General features: G+C 38.0%; 20 protein-coding genes and 1 other annotated feature. All 20 genes read left to right on the top strand.

Annotated elements, in window-relative coordinates; genetic code table 11:
- The first annotated feature begins 3 nt into the window (after nucleotides 1–3).
- Nucleotides 4–918, top strand: a complete 915-nt coding sequence (murB, locus tag J2S74_RS05765) for a UDP-N-acetylmuramate dehydrogenase (protein ID WP_307322955.1) — start codon at nucleotides 4–6, stop codon at nucleotides 916–918.
- A gap of 228 nt (nucleotides 919–1,146) precedes the next feature.
- Complete coding sequence (locus tag J2S74_RS05760; RefSeq protein WP_307322952.1) at nucleotides 1,147–1,926, top strand: cell division protein FtsQ/DivIB; 780 nt, start codon at nucleotides 1,147–1,149, stop codon at nucleotides 1,924–1,926.
- Nucleotides 1,910–2,611: a DUF881 domain-containing protein gene (locus J2S74_RS05755; protein ID WP_307322950.1), complete on the top strand. Its 702-nt coding sequence runs from the start codon at nucleotides 1,910–1,912 to the stop codon at nucleotides 2,609–2,611. Before J2S74_RS05760 ends, J2S74_RS05755 begins: the two co-directional genes overlap by 17 nt.
- A gap of 5 nt (nucleotides 2,612–2,616) precedes the next feature.
- On the top strand, nucleotides 2,617–3,315 hold the full coding sequence (locus J2S74_RS05750; RefSeq protein WP_307322947.1) for a DUF881 domain-containing protein: 699 nt from the start codon (nucleotides 2,617–2,619) through the stop codon (nucleotides 3,313–3,315).
- Nucleotides 3,316–3,687, top strand: a complete 372-nt coding sequence (locus tag J2S74_RS05745; protein ID WP_307322945.1) for a small basic family protein — start codon at nucleotides 3,316–3,318, stop codon at nucleotides 3,685–3,687.
- A gap of 143 nt (nucleotides 3,688–3,830) precedes the next feature.
- A complete protein-coding gene (gene ftsA / locus J2S74_RS05740) occupies nucleotides 3,831–5,126 on the top strand; it encodes a cell division protein FtsA (protein WP_307322944.1) in 1,296 nt (431 codons plus the stop codon).
- Nucleotides 5,127–5,169: 43 nt separating this feature from the next.
- The gene (ftsZ, locus tag J2S74_RS05735) at nucleotides 5,170–6,312 is read left to right on the top strand and encodes a cell division protein FtsZ (RefSeq protein WP_307322941.1); all 1,143 of its coding nucleotides are present in this window, start codon (nucleotides 5,170–5,172) and stop codon (nucleotides 6,310–6,312) included.
- Between the two features lie 150 nt (nucleotides 6,313–6,462).
- Nucleotides 6,463–7,449: a sigma-E processing peptidase SpoIIGA gene (gene spoIIGA, locus J2S74_RS05730; protein ID WP_307322938.1), complete on the top strand. Its 987-nt coding sequence runs from the start codon at nucleotides 6,463–6,465 to the stop codon at nucleotides 7,447–7,449.
- Between the two features lie 34 nt (nucleotides 7,450–7,483).
- Nucleotides 7,484–8,203 carry an RNA polymerase sporulation sigma factor SigE gene (gene sigE, locus J2S74_RS05725; RefSeq protein ID WP_307322937.1) on the top strand — a complete coding sequence of 240 codons (720 nt, stop codon included), beginning with the start codon at nucleotides 7,484–7,486 and terminating at the stop codon, nucleotides 8,201–8,203.
- Nucleotides 8,204–8,291: 88 nt separating this feature from the next.
- Entirely contained in the window at nucleotides 8,292–9,119 is an 828-nt protein-coding gene (gene sigG, locus J2S74_RS05720) for an RNA polymerase sporulation sigma factor SigG (protein ID WP_370875974.1), read from the top strand.
- Nucleotides 9,120–9,218: 99 nt separating this feature from the next.
- Nucleotides 9,219–9,494, top strand: a complete 276-nt coding sequence (locus J2S74_RS05715) for a YlmC/YmxH family sporulation protein (protein WP_307322931.1) — start codon at nucleotides 9,219–9,221, stop codon at nucleotides 9,492–9,494.
- A 309-nt stretch (nucleotides 9,495–9,803) separates the two neighbouring features.
- On the top strand, nucleotides 9,804–10,484 hold the full coding sequence (locus tag J2S74_RS05710) for a YggS family pyridoxal phosphate-dependent enzyme (RefSeq protein ID WP_307322929.1): 681 nt from the start codon (nucleotides 9,804–9,806) through the stop codon (nucleotides 10,482–10,484).
- 204 nt (nucleotides 10,485–10,688) lie between these two features.
- Entirely contained in the window at nucleotides 10,689–11,096 is a 408-nt protein-coding gene (locus J2S74_RS05705) for a cell division protein SepF (protein ID WP_307322927.1), read from the top strand.
- Between the two features lie 26 nt (nucleotides 11,097–11,122).
- The gene (locus tag J2S74_RS05700) at nucleotides 11,123–11,389 is read left to right on the top strand and encodes a YggT family protein (RefSeq protein WP_307322925.1); all 267 of its coding nucleotides are present in this window, start codon (nucleotides 11,123–11,125) and stop codon (nucleotides 11,387–11,389) included.
- A 28-nt stretch (nucleotides 11,390–11,417) separates the two neighbouring features.
- Nucleotides 11,418–12,191, top strand: coding sequence for a YlmH family RNA-binding protein (locus J2S74_RS05695; RefSeq protein ID WP_307322922.1), 774 nt, complete (start codon nucleotides 11,418–11,420; stop codon nucleotides 12,189–12,191).
- A 111-nt stretch (nucleotides 12,192–12,302) separates the two neighbouring features.
- A complete protein-coding gene (locus J2S74_RS05690) occupies nucleotides 12,303–12,806 on the top strand; it encodes a DivIVA domain-containing protein (RefSeq protein WP_307322920.1) in 504 nt (167 codons plus the stop codon).
- A gap of 107 nt (nucleotides 12,807–12,913) precedes the next feature.
- Nucleotides 12,914–13,152 (top strand) — a binding site (T-box leader).
- Nucleotides 13,153–13,269: 117 nt separating this feature from the next.
- A complete protein-coding gene (ileS, locus tag J2S74_RS05685; protein ID WP_307322918.1) occupies nucleotides 13,270–16,032 on the top strand; it encodes an isoleucine--tRNA ligase in 2,763 nt (920 codons plus the stop codon).
- Between the two features lie 328 nt (nucleotides 16,033–16,360).
- Nucleotides 16,361–16,822 carry a signal peptidase II gene (gene lspA / locus J2S74_RS05680; RefSeq protein ID WP_307322915.1) on the top strand — a complete coding sequence of 154 codons (462 nt, stop codon included), beginning with the start codon at nucleotides 16,361–16,363 and terminating at the stop codon, nucleotides 16,820–16,822.
- A 1-nt stretch (nucleotide 16,823) separates the two neighbouring features.
- The gene (locus tag J2S74_RS05675; protein WP_307322912.1) at nucleotides 16,824–17,741 is read left to right on the top strand and encodes an RluA family pseudouridine synthase; all 918 of its coding nucleotides are present in this window, start codon (nucleotides 16,824–16,826) and stop codon (nucleotides 17,739–17,741) included.
- Nucleotides 17,742–17,984: 243 nt separating this feature from the next.
- A complete protein-coding gene (gene pyrR, locus J2S74_RS05670; protein ID WP_307322909.1) occupies nucleotides 17,985–18,530 on the top strand; it encodes a bifunctional pyr operon transcriptional regulator/uracil phosphoribosyltransferase PyrR in 546 nt (181 codons plus the stop codon).
- The last annotated feature ends 104 nt before the right edge of the window (nucleotides 18,531–18,634 follow it).

The following is an 18,634-nucleotide window of genomic DNA, read 5'->3' as shown; positions in this document are numbered from 1 at the left end:
AATATGGATCATTTAAAAGCAAAATTAGAAGAACTTAATATTGGAAATATAGTGGAGAACGAGCCTTTAAAAAACCATACAACATGGAAAATTGGCGGTCCTGCTAAATTGTTTTTTGAACCGTTTTCGATAGAGGGTTTACAAAAGGCAATAAAGGAAATCGTTAATGCCAATGTAACTTGGTTTGTGATAGGAAGGGGCTCTAACCTCCTTGTCTCTGATAAAGGAATAAATGGGGTAGTAATTAAGCTTGGCGAAGATTTAGCCCATTTAGAAGAAGAGGGAGAAGTTATAAGGGTTGGAGCAGGCTATTCTTTAATCAAGCTTGCTACCATCATCAGCAAAAAGGGTCTCTCTGGTTTAGAATTTGCAGGTGGTATACCAGGGACTGTTGGTGGCGCAGTCTTTATGAATGCTGGCGCCCATGGTTCCGATATATCACATATTTTAAGAAGGGCCCACGTTCTTCTTCCGGATGGAACTTTTACATGGTATTCCAATGAGGAAATGAATTTTTCTTATCGGACTTCCCGACTTCAAAAAGAACGGGGGATTTGTTTAGAAGCGGAATTCCAGTTAAAGGCGGGAGACAAGGAAAAAATAACAAAGGAAATGCAAAAAAATAAAGATTATCGAAGGGAATCGCAGCCTTGGAAATCCCCAACCTGCGGCAGTGTTTTTCGAAACCCGCTCCCTCAGCATGCAGGTAAACTTATTGAAGATGCAGGGTTGAAAGGTTTTTCTATTGGTGATGCTCAAATATCTGAAATGCACGCAAATTTTATTGTTAATAAAGGCAACGCTACTGCTCAGAATGTGTTAGACTTAATTAATCATGTCCAACAAACCATATATATTAAATTTGGAGTTAAAATGGAAACCGAGGTTGAATTGGTTGGGGAAACGAGTATTAAATAGCGGAATAAATAAATTCAGGATCTTCCAAAAGGGCAGGGTTCCTCCTGCCTTTTCAATATTCCTCGAAATATCGACTTAGGTTGTAACCGTCAGAAGTGTGACTATCGATGGAAGTAGAAAAGACTAGAGGAAAGTATCAGTTACACAGGTATTTTGTCTCTTTTTGGAGATTAAAGTAAAAATTTGTTTTCTCATTTGATCCCTTGCTATACAATGGAGGAAAGGCCTATGAGTCAAAAAAAGATCATAGAAATTGAGGAGAGAATCCCTACTCTTAAAGAACGGCGCCGACAACGTACTAATCGCAGACTAATTATTTATATTTCCGTGTTTTTTTTATTAATGACAGTGGTGGCCTATTTCCAATCGTCCTTTAGTCATATCAAACATGTAGAAGTACATGGAAATAATAATGTTACCGAAAGCTGGGTCATTGAGAATTCAGGGCTTTTCCCTGATGTAAGTATGTGGCTTTACAGAGGAGAAGATGTACAAGCTACTCTTTTAGAGCATCCGGAAGTTGCTGATGTAACAGTTACAAGACAATGGCCTAATACAATTTCTATAACGATAGAGGAGTATCAAAGAATTGCCTATATAGAGGAAGAAGGGAGATATATTCCCCTTCTTAGTAACGGATATACATTAAAAGAAGCAGATAATACTTTTGTTCCTTATGATGCACCTATATTGGTAGGTTTTTATGACAGTGATGTAAAAGCGGAGATTGCTAAAGAACTAATGGAAGTAAGTTCATCTTTAAGACTTCGTATGTCTGAGATATATCTTTCCCCGGTAGATAACGACCACCAAAGGTTAACTATTTACATGAATGATGGATTTATTGTAAGCTCCACTGTTCGCAGATTTGCAGAAAGAATCGCCCCTTATCCTTCCGTCGTGGAACAATTAGATCCAAGTGTAGAAGGCATTGTTCATATGAGAATGAACCCGTATTTTGAACGTTTCGAATCTGAGGAGGAAGAAGCAGGTGAGAGTGAAGGGTAGTCATGTCATTTTTTCATTTGTGCTATTAGTCACAGGCTTTATTATTGCCTTGAGCTATCAATTTACCAATGAAAATAATCCGGGGAATCAACTTTCAAATTCCCAGTGGAGAGCGGAAGATGAACTTAGAAATCAAGTGCTCATGGAACAAGCCGTCAACAGGAGTTTGGCAGAGGAACTCCGAGAGATACAAAATCAGATCAATGAAATTGAAGAAGTTGTGGCAAACGATGAGCGCCTTTATTTTAACTTAATCGAAGATTTGGACCGTCTAAGGATGGTTACTGGTTCCGTAAGGGTTAAAGGTGAAGGTATAAGTGTTACCTTAAGGGATGCGGAGTATGTCCAGGAAGGGGAAAATCCTAATAATTATATTGTTCACGAGCAGCATATTCAAAAGGTTGTAGATGAATTACTCGTAACTGGGGCGGAGGCGATTGCAATTAATGGTCACAGAATTAATCATCAATCTTATATTCATTGTATCGGCCCAGTAATTGAGATTGATGGTCATGTTTCCTTTGCACCGTTTGAGATAACAGCTATAGGGGATAGTGAAACCCTTAATGGTGCTCTAAATATGTTTGGTGGAGTTGTGGATCAACTTTTAAGTGACAATATTGAAGTAAGAATTGAAAAGAGAAATGAAATTGTATTAGATCCTTATTTTTCTGAAAGAGGGTGACGGCCATGAAGGATCGTATGATCATTTTTACATGTGTTACGACGATCATAGGGTTTATGGTCGCCATTCAGTTCCAGTCAACAAAAGAGCCAGAAATTCGTGATACTAGAAATATACATGAGTTGCGGCAAGCACTTACCTTTGAAAAGGAAAGACAAAAGGAATTGAATGAAGAATTGGAAAACCAGGCGGAAATGCTCTATCAGCTCCAACAAACAGAGGACCTTGAACCTATTATGACAGATGCAATAGAAGAATTAAAGGTTAGGGCAGGGTTAACGGAAGTTAGTGGACAAGGCATCATCATAGAAGTTTCTCCAATATTTGAAGAAGATTACGGTGGAGGTGCTATCAGATCGGTCCCACCTTATTTACTCCGAATGCTACTGAATGAATTAAATATTTATGGAGCGAAGGAAATTGCAGTAGCTAATCAACGGATTATTTCCACAACACCAATACGGGAAGCTAATGGCGTTACCCTTATTAATAGCAATAGAGTGACCCAGTTTCCTTTGAAAATAAGAGTACTTTCAGATGACCCAGAATCATTGCACCATGCAGTGATGGCTTCTAGGGCAAGGGAGTATTTTTCTTACGAGAATTTATCTATTAATTCCACACCAATTAATTATATTACGTTACCACCCTATGATAGAACTTTACGGGTACGTCATATGGAGATTGTAAAGGAGGAGTCATAAATGTGGCTTCCAGTTATGGGGTTACTGATTGGGATCCTCCTTGGTCTCTCAACAGAATTCCGAATTCCAGAAGCTTATTCCAGTTATTTATCTATTGCTGTATTAGCAGCTCTAGATACTTTATTTGGAGGAATAAGGGCTCATTTAGAAAATGTGTTCGAAGAAAAGGTATTTTTAACAGGGTTTTTTACAAATATTGCTTTAGCTGCGGGTTTAGCTTTTCTAGGTGTCCATCTTGGTGTAGACTTATACTTAGCAGCAGTTTTTGCATTTGGTGTGCGCTTGTTTCACAATATAGCAGTAATTAGAAGGTTTTTAATTGAGAAATGGGTTAACAACCGAAAAAAGGATAGAGATATGATCGAAGAATAAAAAAATATTTCATTTCTTTTAAATTCTTTTAAAAAAAAAGGGAATAGCAGCTTTATGTTGAATACATTTCATATCTCCCTAAATTTTTATTTTCGACTTAACAAATAGGAAAAGGGTGCATGATTTTAAGGAGGTGCCAACAAATGAACAACCATGATACTTACGTCACATTAGATATCGGCACATCGCATGTTCGCGTTATAATTGGAGAAATGAACAATGGTACGCTGAACATCATTGGCGTGGGAGAAACCCATTCTGAAGGAATTAAAAAAGGCTCCATTGTTGACATAGATGAAACAGTAAAGTCCATTAGAACGGCTGTTGAAAAAGCAGAAAGAATGATTGGACTCTCCATTCAGAGTGTCATTGTTGGAGTGACAGGAAACCATATTCAGTTACAACCTTGCCATGGTGTCGTTGCTGTTTCTAGTGATGATAGAGAAATTGGTGATGAAGATATCACTCGTGTTATTGATGCTGCACAAGTAGTTTCTATTCCACCAGAGCGGGAAATCATCGATGTAATTCCGCGACAATTTATAGTTGATGGTTTAGATGAAATAAATGATCCTAGAGGAATGATTGGTGTCCGCCTTGAAATGCAGGGTACCATAATTACGGGGTCTCGCTCTATGCTACATAATATATTACGATGTGTTGACAAAGCTGGTTTACAAGTTGCAGATATTGCGTTGCAGCCATTGGCTGCTGGTACAATAGCTTTATCTAAGGATGAAAAAAGCTTAGGAGTGGCTTTAATTGATATGGGTGGTGGATCCACAACCGTATCTGTTTTTGAAAATGGGGTTTTACAGGGAACTAAGCAAATTCCTGTAGGTGGAGATCATATTACTAATGATATATCGGTAGGATTTAGAACCTCTACGGAAGAAGCAGAACGAGTGAAAATAGAACATGGACATGCCTATATAGATCATGCCTCCGATGATGAAACTTTCCAAGTTTCGGAGATTGGCAGTGATCAAAAACAAGAGTTTTCACAGTGGCAATTAGCCAATATTATTGAGCCTCGTATTGAAGAAATGTTTCAACTATCTTTTAAGGAAATACAAAGATTAGGGTATAACGAGTTACCTGGAGGATATGTTTTAACAGGTGGAACAGTAAAGATTCCTGGAGTTCTAGAATTAGCAAGAGAGGTACTTCAAAAGAATGTCCGTATTGCTATTCCCGATTACATAGGAGTTCGTGAACCACAGTATACGAATGGTGTAGGTTTAATAACCTTTGCACATCGGAATATGCGCATCCAGGGGAAGGAAGTTGCTGCAGGATTAAGTCCCGCTACGGAGGGACCTTATGAACGGAAAGAGCGGAAGGAAAAAGTAACAAAAGTAACAAAAGTAAAGACACCGAAGGAAGGTCCAGGTGTTAAGAAAAAAGTATCCAACTGGTTTAAAGTATTTTTTGAGTAGCAATAATTGAAGGTACGAGCCAAGATAGATTGGAGGATCAGAAATGTTAGAATTTGAAATGGACATGGAACAACTAGCAACGATAAAAGTCATTGGTGTAGGCGGCGGTGGAAGTAACGCCGTAAACCGAATGATAGAAAACGGCCTTCAAGGTGTAGATTTTATAGCAGTTAACACTGATGCACAGGCATTACACCTGTCGAAGGCAGAAATAAAACTCCAACTTGGAGGTAAACTAACAAGAGGCCTTGGAGCGGGAGCAAATCCAGAGGTAGGTAAAAAGGCTGCAGAAGAAAGTCGAGAACAGCTGGAAGAAATCCTTCAAGGTGCAGATATGGTATTTATTACAGCTGGAATGGGCGGAGGAACAGGAACAGGTGCTGCACCGGTTATTGCGGAAATCGCAAAGGAACTTGGTGCCCTAACTGTAGGTGTTGTAACACGTCCATTTACATTCGAAGGTAGAAAGAGAATGATGCAAGCAGGAGGCGGAATTGGTGCTTTAAAGGAAAAGGTAGACACATTAATTGTTATACCTAATGATCGTCTTTTAGAAATAGTAGACAAAAATACTCCAATGCTTGAAGCCTTCCGTGAAGCAGATAATGTTTTACGACAAGGTGTACAGGGTATTTCCGATTTAATCGCTGTTCCTGGTCTAATAAACTTAGATTTTGCTGATGTAAAAACAATCATGAGTGAAAAGGGCTCCGCATTAATGGGAATTGGGGTCGCTACAGGTGAAAATCGAGCTGCTGAGGCTGCAAAAAAAGCAATTTCTTCTCCTTTATTAGAAACTAGCATTGATGGTGCACAAGGTGTTTTAATGAATATCACTGGTGGATCAAACTTAAGCTTATTCGAAGTACATGAAGCAGCAGAAATCGTTTCTACAGCTTCAGATAGCGAAGTAAATATGATCTTCGGTTCGGTTATAAACGAAGACTTAAAGGATGAAATTGTTGTTACAGTTATTGCTACAGGCTTTGATGATCAGCAGCCTGATAAAAACGTAAATGGAAATGGAAGGTCTTCCTTAAATCAACGAACTAAACCTGTTTCGAGAGTGGAAGGAGTACAAAAGGAAACTGTCCAGCAGCAATCCACACAAAATACCTCTTCAGAGGAAGACGTAGATACTTTAGATATTCCTACTTTCTTGAGAAATAGAAGAAAGCGTACGTAATCATTACACCAGCAATAATTATAGTTTTTAAGATTATTAAATATCTAAAGGGTGTGCCGAAATGGCACACCCTTTTTTATTCTATTCTGTAGGGGTTTTAGTAATGTATGACAATAAAATTGAAAACCTGTCAAAATAAGTACTTGAGTAATGGCAAAAAGTGACACAATTAAAAACTCTCATAAGATATACTATGTTCAAAATCCAATTCGGATGGTGGCTATTTTGCAAATCTATTTAGATGTAATTTGGTTGTTAAATTTTCTAGTTGATTTTCTTTTACTTTCATTAACTTCCATCGTTTTGAAAAGGAATGTAAAAAGACTTCGATTACTATTAGGTGCATTTATAGCTTCCTTATATGTCTTTTTTTTATTCACACCATACGATTGGATTGCGATTCACCCGGTGGTTAAAAGTATTTATTCTATCCTGATTATTTTTGCCACCTTTGGATTTTACCGGTTTCGGTTATTTATTCAAGCGTGGTTAACCTTTTTCTTCGTAAATTTTGCCGTAGGAGGTGGATTGTTAGGGCTACATTTTTTCCTGGAAACAGATACAAGCTTTATTAATGGAACTTTCGCAACTCAAACTAGCGGGTTCGGAAGCCCAATAAGCTGGTTGTTTGTTCTAATAGGTTTTCCAGTTATGTATTGGTATTCCAAGCAGAATCTTGCAAATATAGAAACTGAGAAAATAAGATATGATCAAATATATCCAGTACTGGTAAAAGTAGCGGGAATACATTTACATCTAAAGGGATTTGTAGATAGTGGAAATCGCTTGGAAGATCCCTTTACAAGAAAAGCTGTCATGATTATAGATATGACAGATGTAGGGGATCAATTCCCTGATTCCGTTGTCCAATTTACAAAAAAACCAATGTTTTCGGACGGAACGCTTCCAGAACGGTTTGAAGGAAAACTAACGATGGTGCCTTTTCGTACTGTAGGAGAAAAACAACAGTTTTTATGGGCCATAAGACCAGATGAAGTTGTTGTATATGATAAAGAACAGTCTCATAAATGTGGTCACGTTCTATTGGGGCTCAGCTATATACCGCTTTCTGATCGTCAAGATTACAATTGTCTACTACACCCTAAGATGATGCAGCAGAAAAAGCAAACTTCATAATTAGCGAACAAAACTCAAAAGGGGGCCGACTAACATGACTAGGTTTAAAATGAAAATTAAACTATTATGGTTAAAGCTATTAAAAAAGATTGGGATTAAGGCAGATGAAGTATTCTATATAGGTGGAAGTGAGGCATTGCCGCCTCCATTAACGAAAGAAGAAGAAGCTTATCTATTAGAAAAACTACCTTCTGGCGATGAATCTGTCCGCTCAGTACTGATAGAACGAAACCTTCGATTAGTTGTATATATAGCTAGAAAATTTGAAAATACAGGAATAAACATCGAAGATTTGATTAGTATCGGAACAATTGGGTTAATTAAAGCAGTAAATACATTTGACCCTGAGAAGAAAATTAAACTTGCAACATACGCTTCCCGGTGTATCGAAAATGAAATTTTAATGTATTTACGTCGAAATAATAAAATTCGTTCCGAGGTTTCCTTTGATGAACCGCTAAATATTGATTGGGATGGGAATGAGTTATTATTATCTGACGTGCTGGGTACAGAAGAGGATATAATAACAAAGGGAATAGAGGACAAAGTCGATCGAAAATTGCTTGTAAAAGCCCTCGAGGCCTTAAACGATCGTGAGAAGCAGATAATGGAGCTCCGTTTTGGTTTAGCTGGAGGAGAAGAAAAAACCCAAAAGGATGTAGCTGACATGTTAGGTATTTCACAGTCTTATATCTCACGTTTAGAAAAAAGAATTATAAAAAGACTTAGAAAAGAATTTAATAAAATGTTATAAATTTTTTTTAGCAAGTAATGACAAGGCTTGGAGGTGATTCAAGCCTTTTTTTGGATGGAAGCCCTGCATAAATTTCCCTCCCTGGGAGATACTGTTTCTTGTACAACAGCTCCTGTTGGGAGGGAAGACATTGACTCGTAATAAAGTAGAAATTTGTGGAGTAGACACATCAAAGCTACCAGTGCTTAAAAACAAGGAAATGAGAATCCTCTTTGAAGAAATGCAGAATGGGGATGAATCCGCAAGGGAGAAACTTGTAAATGGAAATTTACGTCTTGTATTAAGCGTGATTCAGAGGTTTAATAACCGTGGTGAGTATGTGGATGATTTGTTCCAAGTAGGCTGTATTGGGCTAATGAAATCCATTGATAATTTCGATTTAAGTCAGAACGTAAAGTTTTCTACTTATGCGGTTCCCATGATTATAGGGGAAATCAGAAGGTATTTGAGGGATAATAATCCTATACGTGTCTCCAGATCATTACGTGATATTGCTTATAAAGCACTTCAAGTAAGGGATAATTTAATGAGTGAGAAAAGTCGTGAACGGGAGCCAACAGTTCAAGAAATTGCTAAGGTGCTGGACGTACCGAAAGAGGATATTGTATTTGCTTTAGATGCAATTCAAGACCCTGTAAGCCTTTTTGAGCCAATCTACAATGATGGCGGTGACCCAATCTATGTAATGGATCAGATTAGTGATGATAAACACAAGGATATACAGTGGATTGAAGAAATTGCATTGAAGGAAGCAATGATACGTTTAAATGAACGTGAAAAAATGATACTTAATATGCGCTTTTTCCAAGGAAAAACCCAAATGGAAGTTGCCGATGAAATAGGAATATCTCAAGCACAGGTTTCCCGATTGGAAAAAGCAGCAATTCAACAAATGAATAAACATGCTAAGGAGTAGACCTGCTAATAAGCAGGTTTTTTCTTTGTTTTAACTTCATGGAAATAATTAAACAAGTTGTGCATACAATGTAAGGAACAAAAGGGGAGGGGACGAAGAATGCTAAAAATATCGGACATTCAAGCTAAGGATATTGTAAATTTAGCAGATGGGCGCTTATTAGGTCATATTTCAGATTTAGATATAAACTTAGAGACGGGAAAAGTGGATGCCATCATCATTGGTGGTGGGGGAAGAATGATGAACTTATTTAATCGAGAGGAAGAACTGATTATCCCCTGGAAAAATATAGTGAAAATAGGATCTGATGTTGTTCTTGTTAGGCATCATGGTCCCGGGCAAAAGAGCTCATCAGATGACGACGATGACAATTAAACCTCAACCTTTGGCTGGGGTTTTTTACACTTTTAAAAACAAGACAAGCTTCGATGCTGTTCAAAACTGCCATGTCTTTATAGACACAACGATATATGAAAACTAATTTGGCTGTTTCTTAATATTGAAGTTGATTTACGCTTCAATCAACTTCGTTTGAAAATAAACAATGTAATAAAACATAGTTTTCACACAAAAAGGTATCCTTTTTAAATAGCATCTTTAAGATAATCGTTGCTAGTTAAAGAAAGATTCATTATGATAATAATATGGAAAAAAATGATGTAAATTGTGGAAGGAGCAGCTTTTGTGTCGGTAAAGGATCGTTTACAAGAAATACAGGGTTTGATTGAAGATGCTTGTGCAAGGGCAAACAGAGAATCAAAGGATATAAATATTGTTGCTGTGACAAAATATGTCTCCATTGACAGAGCGTCGGAAGCATTAAATGCGGGGATCGTACATATTGGAGAAAATCGTCTAGAAGAAGGCTTAAATAAATGGAAAGCCATAGGGGACAAAGCAGTATGGCATTTTATTGGAAACCTACAGTCTCGTAAAGTAAAGGATATGATCGATAAGTTTGATTACATTCATTCTTTAGATAGAAAATCCCTTGCGAAGGAAATCAACAAACGGGCCCCTGTGAATAAGAAAATGAAATGCTTTGTACAAGTAAATGTATCCGGGGAAGAATCTAAATCTGGTGTGGAACCAGAGGAAGTAATCCCCTTTATTAAAGACATGGCCAACTATCCAGCCATAGAGGTTGTCGGGCTAATGACAATGGCACCATTTATTGAAGCAGAAGAAGTTCGACCATACTTTAGAAGGTTGAGGGAACTGAAGGAAGAAGTGGAATCTTTACAGTTATCCCATGCACCTTGTAAAGAGCTTTCCATGGGTATGTCCAATGATTTTGTTGTTGCTATTGAAGAAGGGGCTACCTTTGTACGAATAGGCTCCTCCTTAGTTGGCAAGGAGAAATAAAGCAGACAGTTGTCTTCATGCAACGAGCAAACAAAGTGGTACTGGAGTACTGTTTTGAAATGCAATTTTCACAAACTTTGTTTCTTCCTTAAACAGCTTGGAGTAGCGGAAAGCGTCCGCCTGTAGCGTATCCAAGCTATACTATATTAACATAAAAACAACAATTTTTTAGAACAGCATTTTATAAAAAATGAGGTGATTGAAATGACTATGAAACAAAAATTCAAACGTTTTTTTGAATTAGAGGATGACTATGATGTTAAAGGAGAGCCTGAATACGAGGCAGAACCGACTGTGAGTCATCGTTCTGAGCGGGAAAATAATAATGTAGTGAGTCTAAAGACAATTCAGCATCAGGCAAAGGTTATTCTCGTAGAGCCTCATAGCTATGATGAAGTACAGGACATTGCAGATCATTTAAAAAACAGGAAATGTGTTGTTATTAACTTACAACGGTTACCTAATGAGCAGGCGAAACGGGTAGTGGATTTCATCAGTGGAACAGTATATGCTATTGGTGGGGACATTCAAAAGCTTGGTTCTAATATCTTTTTAACAACTCCAGATAATGTGGATGTTACAGGATCTATTTCAGAAATGCTACAAGAATAGTTTTAATAGAGGAAGGTGAATATTTTATGGTATTACTTCACGATCTAATTCAACAATTACTATCCATTTATATGATAGTGGTAATAATTTACATCTTTATGTCATGGTTTCCTAATGCAAGGGAAAGCTCCTTTGGTCAAATTATTGGAAAACTAGTGGAACCTTATTTACAACCATTTAGACAAATTATTCCTCCATTAGGAATGATTGATATATCTCCGATCGTTGCCATTCTTGCTTTACGTATGGCAAGCTCGGGCGTAACCTTTTTATTTAATCTTATCTTAAACTAATTTAATTTTGGAGTGGAATATATTTATTATGAGTGTTTATGAGCATTATCGAAAGGAAGAGCACTCTTTCGTTGATCAAGTTATGGAATGGAAAGGGATAGTTATAGAGGAATATCGATGGAAGCTTACTGATTTCCTTGATCCCCGACAGCAAGAAATTGTTCGTTCTATAATTGGTCAAAATGAAGATGTAAAATATGCATTTTGGGGTGGACATGAACATGCTGAAAGACAGCGTTGTCTTTTATACCCACCCTATTTAGACCCTTCAGAAGATGATTTTGAGGTAACTGTATTTGACCTTGAATATCCTTCAAAGTTTGTCCAGATTGAACACAGGCAAATATTAGGTGCACTTATGAATGTCGGTTTGAAGAGGGAGAAGTTCGGTGATATCTTAACAGATGGTGAGCGGTTCCAAGTGGTTCTCAGCTCAGAAGTTTCTGATTTTATTACGTGGAACCTTACCTCTGTAGGAAAAGCAAAAGTTTCCTTGAAAGGGATTCCCACTAGCGATGTAATCTCGGTGGAACAGGATTATTCTTATTTAGGTGTAACGGTATCCTCACTCCGGCTGGATACTGTTATTTCCGAAGTGTACAAGCTGTCAAGATCGAAGGCTAAGCCTTTAATTGAAGGCGGTTATGTAAAAGTGAACTGGAAAGTAGTGGATGACCCAAGTTTTTCCCTCGAAGTAAAGGATGTTATTTCTGTTCGTGGAAAAGGTCGTTCTGTATTAATGGCAAACGATGGGCAAACAAAAAAGGGGAAGATCAGATTAACATTTGGAATTCCAAAATGATTTGTCGTAGCAGCAGGAATAAAAGATGTGTGTGTCGAAATTAATACATAATAAGATTAAATAGCAGGAGGATTTATTTCCTTAAAATACGATTTTGGAGGTGGCTTCGGGATGCCATTGACCCCCTTAGATATTCACAATAAAGAGTTTACACGTGGTTTTAGAGGTTATGATGAGGATGAAGTTAACGAGTTTTTGGATCAGGTTATTAAAGATTATGAATTAGTGATTCGAGAGAAAAAAGAATTGTTTGATCGTGTAAATGAGCTTGAGGAAAAGCTCGGCCATTTCTCAAATATAGAGACAACTTTAAATAAATCAATTTTGATTGCTCAAGAAACAGCAGAGGATGTAAAGCGCAATGCGGAGAAGGAAGCAAAGCTGATTATTAAGGAGTCGGAAAAAAATGCAGACCGCATTATTAACGAAGCTTTATCAAAATCAAGAAAAATAGCATTGGAAATTGAAGAATTAAAGAAACAGGCGTCTGTTTATCGAACTCGTTTCAGAATGTTGTTACAAGCTCAGTTAGAAATGCTTGAAACAGATGAATGGGATGACTTAGGGAAGCACGCAGAAGAAGATTTAGAGCTTACGGATTCTTCAAAAATATAAAAAGCTTGCTTGACGCTTGATTTGGAATTATCATATACTTTAATAAGATTTTATGAAGATAGTTCAAGTAGGATGATTGAAAATTTAAAAGCTTGACCAAAATGTTAGTAAAAACGATGACAGGGACAGTACATTTGTTTCTTTAGCAAAGCGAATCAGGGATGGTGTGAGCCTGGTCTAAAATACAAATGGAAGATCACCCTCGAGTTGCATACTGAACAGACTTCTGTCTTAATAAGCTATGCCGGAAATTTCCCGTTACGAAATTAAAGTGAATTAGGTTCTATTTTCAGAAAGAGCCTCGTTTATTAGGGTGGTACCGCGGGTAATCCTTCTCGTCCCTTTGTGGATGAGGAGGTTTTTTTATTTTCCTCACTTTACATGGAGGGCAGCTGCAATTGTTTTTCAATATAACATGTTTTTTGAACTGTTTAAAAATAACTAAATTAAGGAGGTAGGGCACGTGGATTATAAAGATACACTACTTATGCCAAAAACGGATTTCCCTATGCGCGGAAATCTCCCAAATCGCGAACCTGCTATGCAAGAAGAATGGGACAATCAAAATATATATGCCAAGGTTCAAGAACGAACTGCAGGAAGACCATTATTCATTTTACATGATGGGCCTCCATATGCTAATGGAGACATCCATATGGGTCACGCATTAAACAAAATTTTAAAGGACTTTATTGTCCGCTATAAGTCTATGACAGGTTTCCATGCTCCGTATGTACCTGGTTGGGATACCCATGGATTACCGATTGAAACAGCCTTAACGAAAAAAGGGAAAGTTGACCGTAAAAAATTGACGGTTGCGGAATTCCGTAAAAAATGTGAGGAATATGCACTTGGTCAAATTGACAGCCAGCGACAGCAATTTAAACGCCTAGGGGTACGTGGGGATTGGGAAAATCCTTATGTAACCTTAAGTCATGGATACGAAGCGCAGCAAATTAAAGTATTCGGTGAAATGGCAAAGAAAGGATATATTTATAAGGGTAAAAAACCAGTATACTGGTCCCCATCCTCTGAATCTGCCTTAGCAGAAGCGGAAATTGAATATCATGACAAGCGTTCTCCGTCAATTTATGTAACCTTTGATGTGGTTGATGGAAAGGGAGTCCTTAATGGCGACGAAAAATATGTTATTTGGACAACAACACCATGGACTATTCCTGCAAATTTAGGGATCACTCTTCACCCTGAACTTGACTATGTTGTCGTTCAATTAGAGGGTACTAAGTATATTGTTGCTAAAGGATTATTAGAGCACCTAGAAAATGAATTAGGTTGGTCCGACTACGAAATCACAAAAACAGTAAAGGGTACAGATCTAGAGAATACTCGAGCAAAGCATCCGTTCTATGATCGTGAATCTTTAGTTATGGTAGGAGAACACGTAACGTTAGATGCTGGTACAGGGTGTGTTCATACGGCACCAGGGCACGGGGAAGACGACTATATTGTAGGTCAAAAATACGGTTTAGATGTTCTATGTCCCGTAGATGATAAAGGGGTAATGACAGAAGAAGCCCCAATGTTTGAAGGGTTATTCTATGATGAAGCAAATAAGCCAATAACGGAAAAGCTTAAGGAAGCAGGGGCTCTACTTGGATTGTCCTTTATCACTCACTCTTACGCACACGATTGGAGAACGAAAAAACCTGTTATTTATCGTGCAACACCACAATGGTTTGCTTCTATTAAGGATTTCCGAGAAGATCTTTTACGTGAAATTAAAGAAGTTAACTGGGTACCACATTGGGGAGAAACAAGATTATACAATATGGTAAGAGACCGTGGTGACTGGTGTATTTCCCGTCAACGAGCTTGGGGGGTTCCGATTCCAGTTTTCTATGGCGAAAATGGTGAGCCAATTATCACTGATGAAACGATTGACCATGTATCCAACTTATTCCGTGAACATGGATCAAATATTTGGTTTGAATGGGATACGAAGGATTTGCTACCTGAAGGATTCACTTCAGAGCATAGTCCAAATGGTACATTTACGAAGGAAACAGACATTATGGATGTTTGGTTTGACTCAGGATCCTCTCATCAATCCGTCTTAGAAGAACGTGATGACCTGCAACGCCCAGCAGATATGTATTTAGAAGGTTCCGACCAATACCGAGGCTGGTTTAACTCTTCCTTATCTACTGCAGTTGCTGTTACTGGGAAAGCACCTTATAAAACAGTATTGAGTCACGGCTTCACATTAGATGGTGAAGGCCGCAAAATGAGTAAATCCATCGGTAACGTAGTGATTCCTGATAAGGTTATGAAGCAGTTAGGTGCAGATATCCTTCGTCTATGGGTAGCATCTGTTGATTATCAGGCGGACGTTCGCGTTTCCGACGACATTCTAAAGCAAGTAGCTGAGGTTTATCGTAAGATCCGTAACACCTTCCGATTCATGCTTGGAAACCTTCATGACTTTGATCCAAGTAAAGATGCTGTTACCTTTGAAAACATGTCTGAGTTAGATCAGTTTATGATGATTAAATTGAACAATTTAATTGGGGACGTACGAAAGGCTTATGATGATTATCAGTTTGGAACAGTATATAACAAGGTGCATAACTACTGTACCATTGAGTTAAGTTCTTTCTACATGGATATTGCTAAGGATACCCTTTATATCCAATATGCTGACCATCCAGAAAGACGTGGTATTCAAACGGTTATGTATGAAACGTTAAAGGCATTAACGCAATTAATGGCACCAGTACTTGCCCATACTACGGATGAAGTATGGAAGGAAATCCCTGGTCTAACGGAAGAAAGTGTTCAATTAACGGACATTCCAGATGCAGTAGAGTATCCTAATTCTGAATCTTTAGTTGCTAAGTGGGATCGTTTTATGGACCTTCGTGATGATGTATTGAAGGCCCTAGAGGAAGCACGTAAGGAAAAGGGGATTAAGAAGAGTCTAGAAGCTGCTCTTGAGATTTATGCAGATGGTGAAGATCGTGAGCTACTTGAGGGAATTGCAAGCTTAAATAAATTATTTATTACTTCAAAAGCAGTAGTAGCAGGTGGAAAAGCGGATGCTCCTACTGATGTAAAAGAGTACGAATTCCTAAAAGTTGTCGTTGATTTTGCAGAAGGGGAGAAATGTGAGCGTTGCTGGGTAGTTGCCCCTTCATTAGGTAAAAATGAAAACCATCCAGGGTTGTGTGACAGCTGTACAGATATAGTGGTGAAACACTACGAATAAAAAGGATCAAATTGTTGCGGGACTGCACTTCTTCGTAAGTGCAGTCTTTTTTTTGAGGACGCGAAGCTTTGTCCGGGAGAGGGTTGTCCGTGACAAGGTAGCCCAGGTACAAATTAAGAGCAAGCAAGAGGATGAAGGAGTCCCAAGTAGGTCGGTTTGCCCACCCCCACCTCACCCTACTTCAAATCCAAACTTTCAACGGGAATGACTGCCCTTCAACTAGGTTAAAATAATAACACAGCCAACTTTTCCACAAATAAATTGTTTGTACTACCTAGCTATGCTAAAATTCATTAGGTATAGATACAAATGACTGGGGGAGAAGTTCGTGATATATTACATCATTGCACTAGTTATTATTATTATTGACCAGTGGACAAAGTGGCTAGTTGTTCAATATATGGAATTAAGGGAGAGTATCCCCATCATTGAAGGTGTATTCCATTTAACGTCCCATCGTAATGCGGGAGCAGCCTTTGGGATTTTACAAGGACAAATGTGGCTTTTTTTTATTGCTACAGTGATCGTTATCGGAGTGGTTATATATTACATACAGACGGAAGGGAAAAAACACCGGTGGTTCGGCTGGGCATTAGGTCTTGTTCTAGGTGGAGCCATTGGGAACTTCATCGATCGAGTTTTACATGGGGAAGTTGTCGATTTTCTTGACGTCTATATTTTCACATACAATTACCCTATTTTTAACGTGGCAGATATGGCCCTGGTGGTTGGGGTAATTATGCTAATTATTCATGTGTTAAAAGAAGAAAAAAACCAAAGGAAGTCATAAAATGGAAACTTATTTATTAACAACAGAAGAAAAGGGAATTCGAATTGATAAATATATCTCAGATAAATTCCCCCAATGGTCAAGGAGTCAAGTACAATCGTGGCTTAAGGAAGGGAATATTGAAGTAAATGGAGAGCCTGTTAAGAGCAATTATAAAATTGCTGTAGGGGATGAGATTGAAATAAATGAACCGGACCCTGTTCCTTTAAATGTGGAAGCGGAACCGATGGATTTAGATATTATTTATGAAGATTCCGATGTTCTCGTGGTAAATAAACCAAGGGGAATGGTTGTACACCCTGCACCAGGGAATTATAGTGGCACATTAGTTAATGGGTTAATGTATCACTGTAAGGATCTTTCAGGTATTAATGGAGTATTAAGGCCTGGGATCGTTCATCGAATTGATAAGGATACCTCTGGATTATTAATGGTTGCAAAAAATGATATGGCCCATGAATCTTTAGTGGAGCAATTGAAGAACAAGACAACTAAACGAAGGTACTTAGCTATTGTTATTGGTGTTGTTCCGCACGATAAGGGAACTATCGATGCTCCCATTGGAAGAAATCCTGAGGATCGTCAAAGCATGGTTGTAACGGATAAAAATAGCAGAGATGCCGTTACTCATTTTCAGGTTGTGGAGCGATTTCAGCATCATACACTTGTTTCATGTGAATTGGAAACGGGACGAACCCATCAAATTAGAGTTCATATGAAGTACATCGGCTTCCCAATAATTAATGATCCAAAGTATGGACTAAGAAAAAAACAAGATTTTCCTATTGATGGTCAAGCACTTCATGCGGAATTACTAGGATTTGTTCATCCGAGAACAAAGGAACTTGTCACATTCCAGGCTCCACTACCTGAAGATATGGAAGCATGTTTAGAACAATTAAGAAAAAGTGAAAAATGATCGTTGACAAACTACGACATGAGTGACATAATTACAGAAGAATTAAATACGGATTACCTTTAACATCAGTCCTGTGAGGCTGTGAAGGGAGACACATTTTCAAGTGGAAAATGTATTTTAAGGGATACGTGTATCTACATTTATTCTGCCCTCTCACTGCCTAGTGAGAGGGTTTTTTCATAGAAAAAACTAGAATACTGTTAATGTAATCCGGCATCTTGCTTAGGAAGGGGGATGAAATTAATGACAAAGGGGATTTTAGACGAACAGGCAATTAGAAGAGCCTTAACTCGAATTGCCCATGAAATCATTGAACGAAACAAAGGGATAAAAGATTGCTTACTAGTAGGGATTAAGACCAGGGGAATTTATCTAGCTCAACGTTTGGCTGAACGGATAGAACAAATTGAAGGGGAAAAAATTGATGTTGGCGAAGTGGATATCACCCTTTATCGTGATGATCTTACCTTAAAAACGAAAACAGAAGACCCTGAAATAAAAGGAACAGATATAACCGTAGATATTACAAATAAAACGGTCATTCTTGTGGATGATGTCCTCTATACAGGTCGAACTGTTAGAGCAGCACTAGATGCTTTAATTGATTTAGGAAGGCCATCGCAGATACAACTTGCAGTGCTCATTGATAGGGGGCACCGTGAACTGCCTATCAGACCTGATTTTGTTGGGAAAAATGTTCCTACTTCCAAACAAGAAATAGTAGAGGCAAAATTAAAAGAAATAGATGAAATAGATGAAGTAGTAATTAAACAAAAAACCTCCCTTTAAAACAGTCCAGAGAGACTGCTAAGGGGTATACTCCTCGCCTGATGAATACAAATGAGCTATTTGTACTCATACTAGGTTTGTGAAGATACCTCTTTGGGAATCAA

Origin of the sequence: Evansella vedderi (assembly GCF_030813435.1) — a bacterium.
Classification (GTDB): Bacteria; Bacillota; Bacilli; order Bacillales; family Salisediminibacteriaceae; genus Evansella; species Evansella vedderi.
This window is presented reverse-complemented; position numbering and strand designations above follow the sequence as displayed.

Bases quoted from the DNA above. Each gene is read 5' to 3' on its own strand.
- murB (WP_307322955.1), top strand. From the start codon at position 4: ATGGATCATTTAAAAGCAAAATTAGAAGAACTTAATATTGGAAATATA.
- J2S74_RS05760 (WP_307322952.1), top strand. From the start codon at position 1,147: ATGAGTCAAAAAAAGATCATAGAAATTGAGGAGAGAATCCCTACTCTT.
- J2S74_RS05750 (WP_307322947.1), top strand. From the start codon at position 2,617: ATGAAGGATCGTATGATCATTTTTACATGTGTTACGACGATCATAGGG.
- J2S74_RS05745 (WP_307322945.1), top strand. From the start codon at position 3,316: ATGTGGCTTCCAGTTATGGGGTTACTGATTGGGATCCTCCTTGGTCTC.
- ftsA (WP_307322944.1), top strand. From the start codon at position 3,831: ATGAACAACCATGATACTTACGTCACATTAGATATCGGCACATCGCAT.
- ftsZ (WP_307322941.1), top strand. From the start codon at position 5,170: ATGTTAGAATTTGAAATGGACATGGAACAACTAGCAACGATAAAAGTC.
- spoIIGA (WP_307322938.1), top strand. From the start codon at position 6,463: ATGGCAAAAAGTGACACAATTAAAAACTCTCATAAGATATACTATGTT.
- sigE (WP_307322937.1), top strand. From the start codon at position 7,484: ATGACTAGGTTTAAAATGAAAATTAAACTATTATGGTTAAAGCTATTA.
- J2S74_RS05715 (WP_307322931.1), top strand. From the start codon at position 9,219: ATGCTAAAAATATCGGACATTCAAGCTAAGGATATTGTAAATTTAGCA.
- J2S74_RS05705 (WP_307322927.1), top strand. From the start codon at position 10,689: ATGACTATGAAACAAAAATTCAAACGTTTTTTTGAATTAGAGGATGAC.
- J2S74_RS05700 (WP_307322925.1), top strand. From the start codon at position 11,123: ATGGTATTACTTCACGATCTAATTCAACAATTACTATCCATTTATATG.
- J2S74_RS05695 (WP_307322922.1), top strand. From the start codon at position 11,418: ATGAGTGTTTATGAGCATTATCGAAAGGAAGAGCACTCTTTCGTTGAT.
- J2S74_RS05690 (WP_307322920.1), top strand. From the start codon at position 12,303: ATGCCATTGACCCCCTTAGATATTCACAATAAAGAGTTTACACGTGGT.
- J2S74_RS05675 (WP_307322912.1), top strand. From the start codon at position 16,824: ATGGAAACTTATTTATTAACAACAGAAGAAAAGGGAATTCGAATTGAT.
- pyrR (WP_307322909.1), top strand. From the start codon at position 17,985: ATGACAAAGGGGATTTTAGACGAACAGGCAATTAGAAGAGCCTTAACT.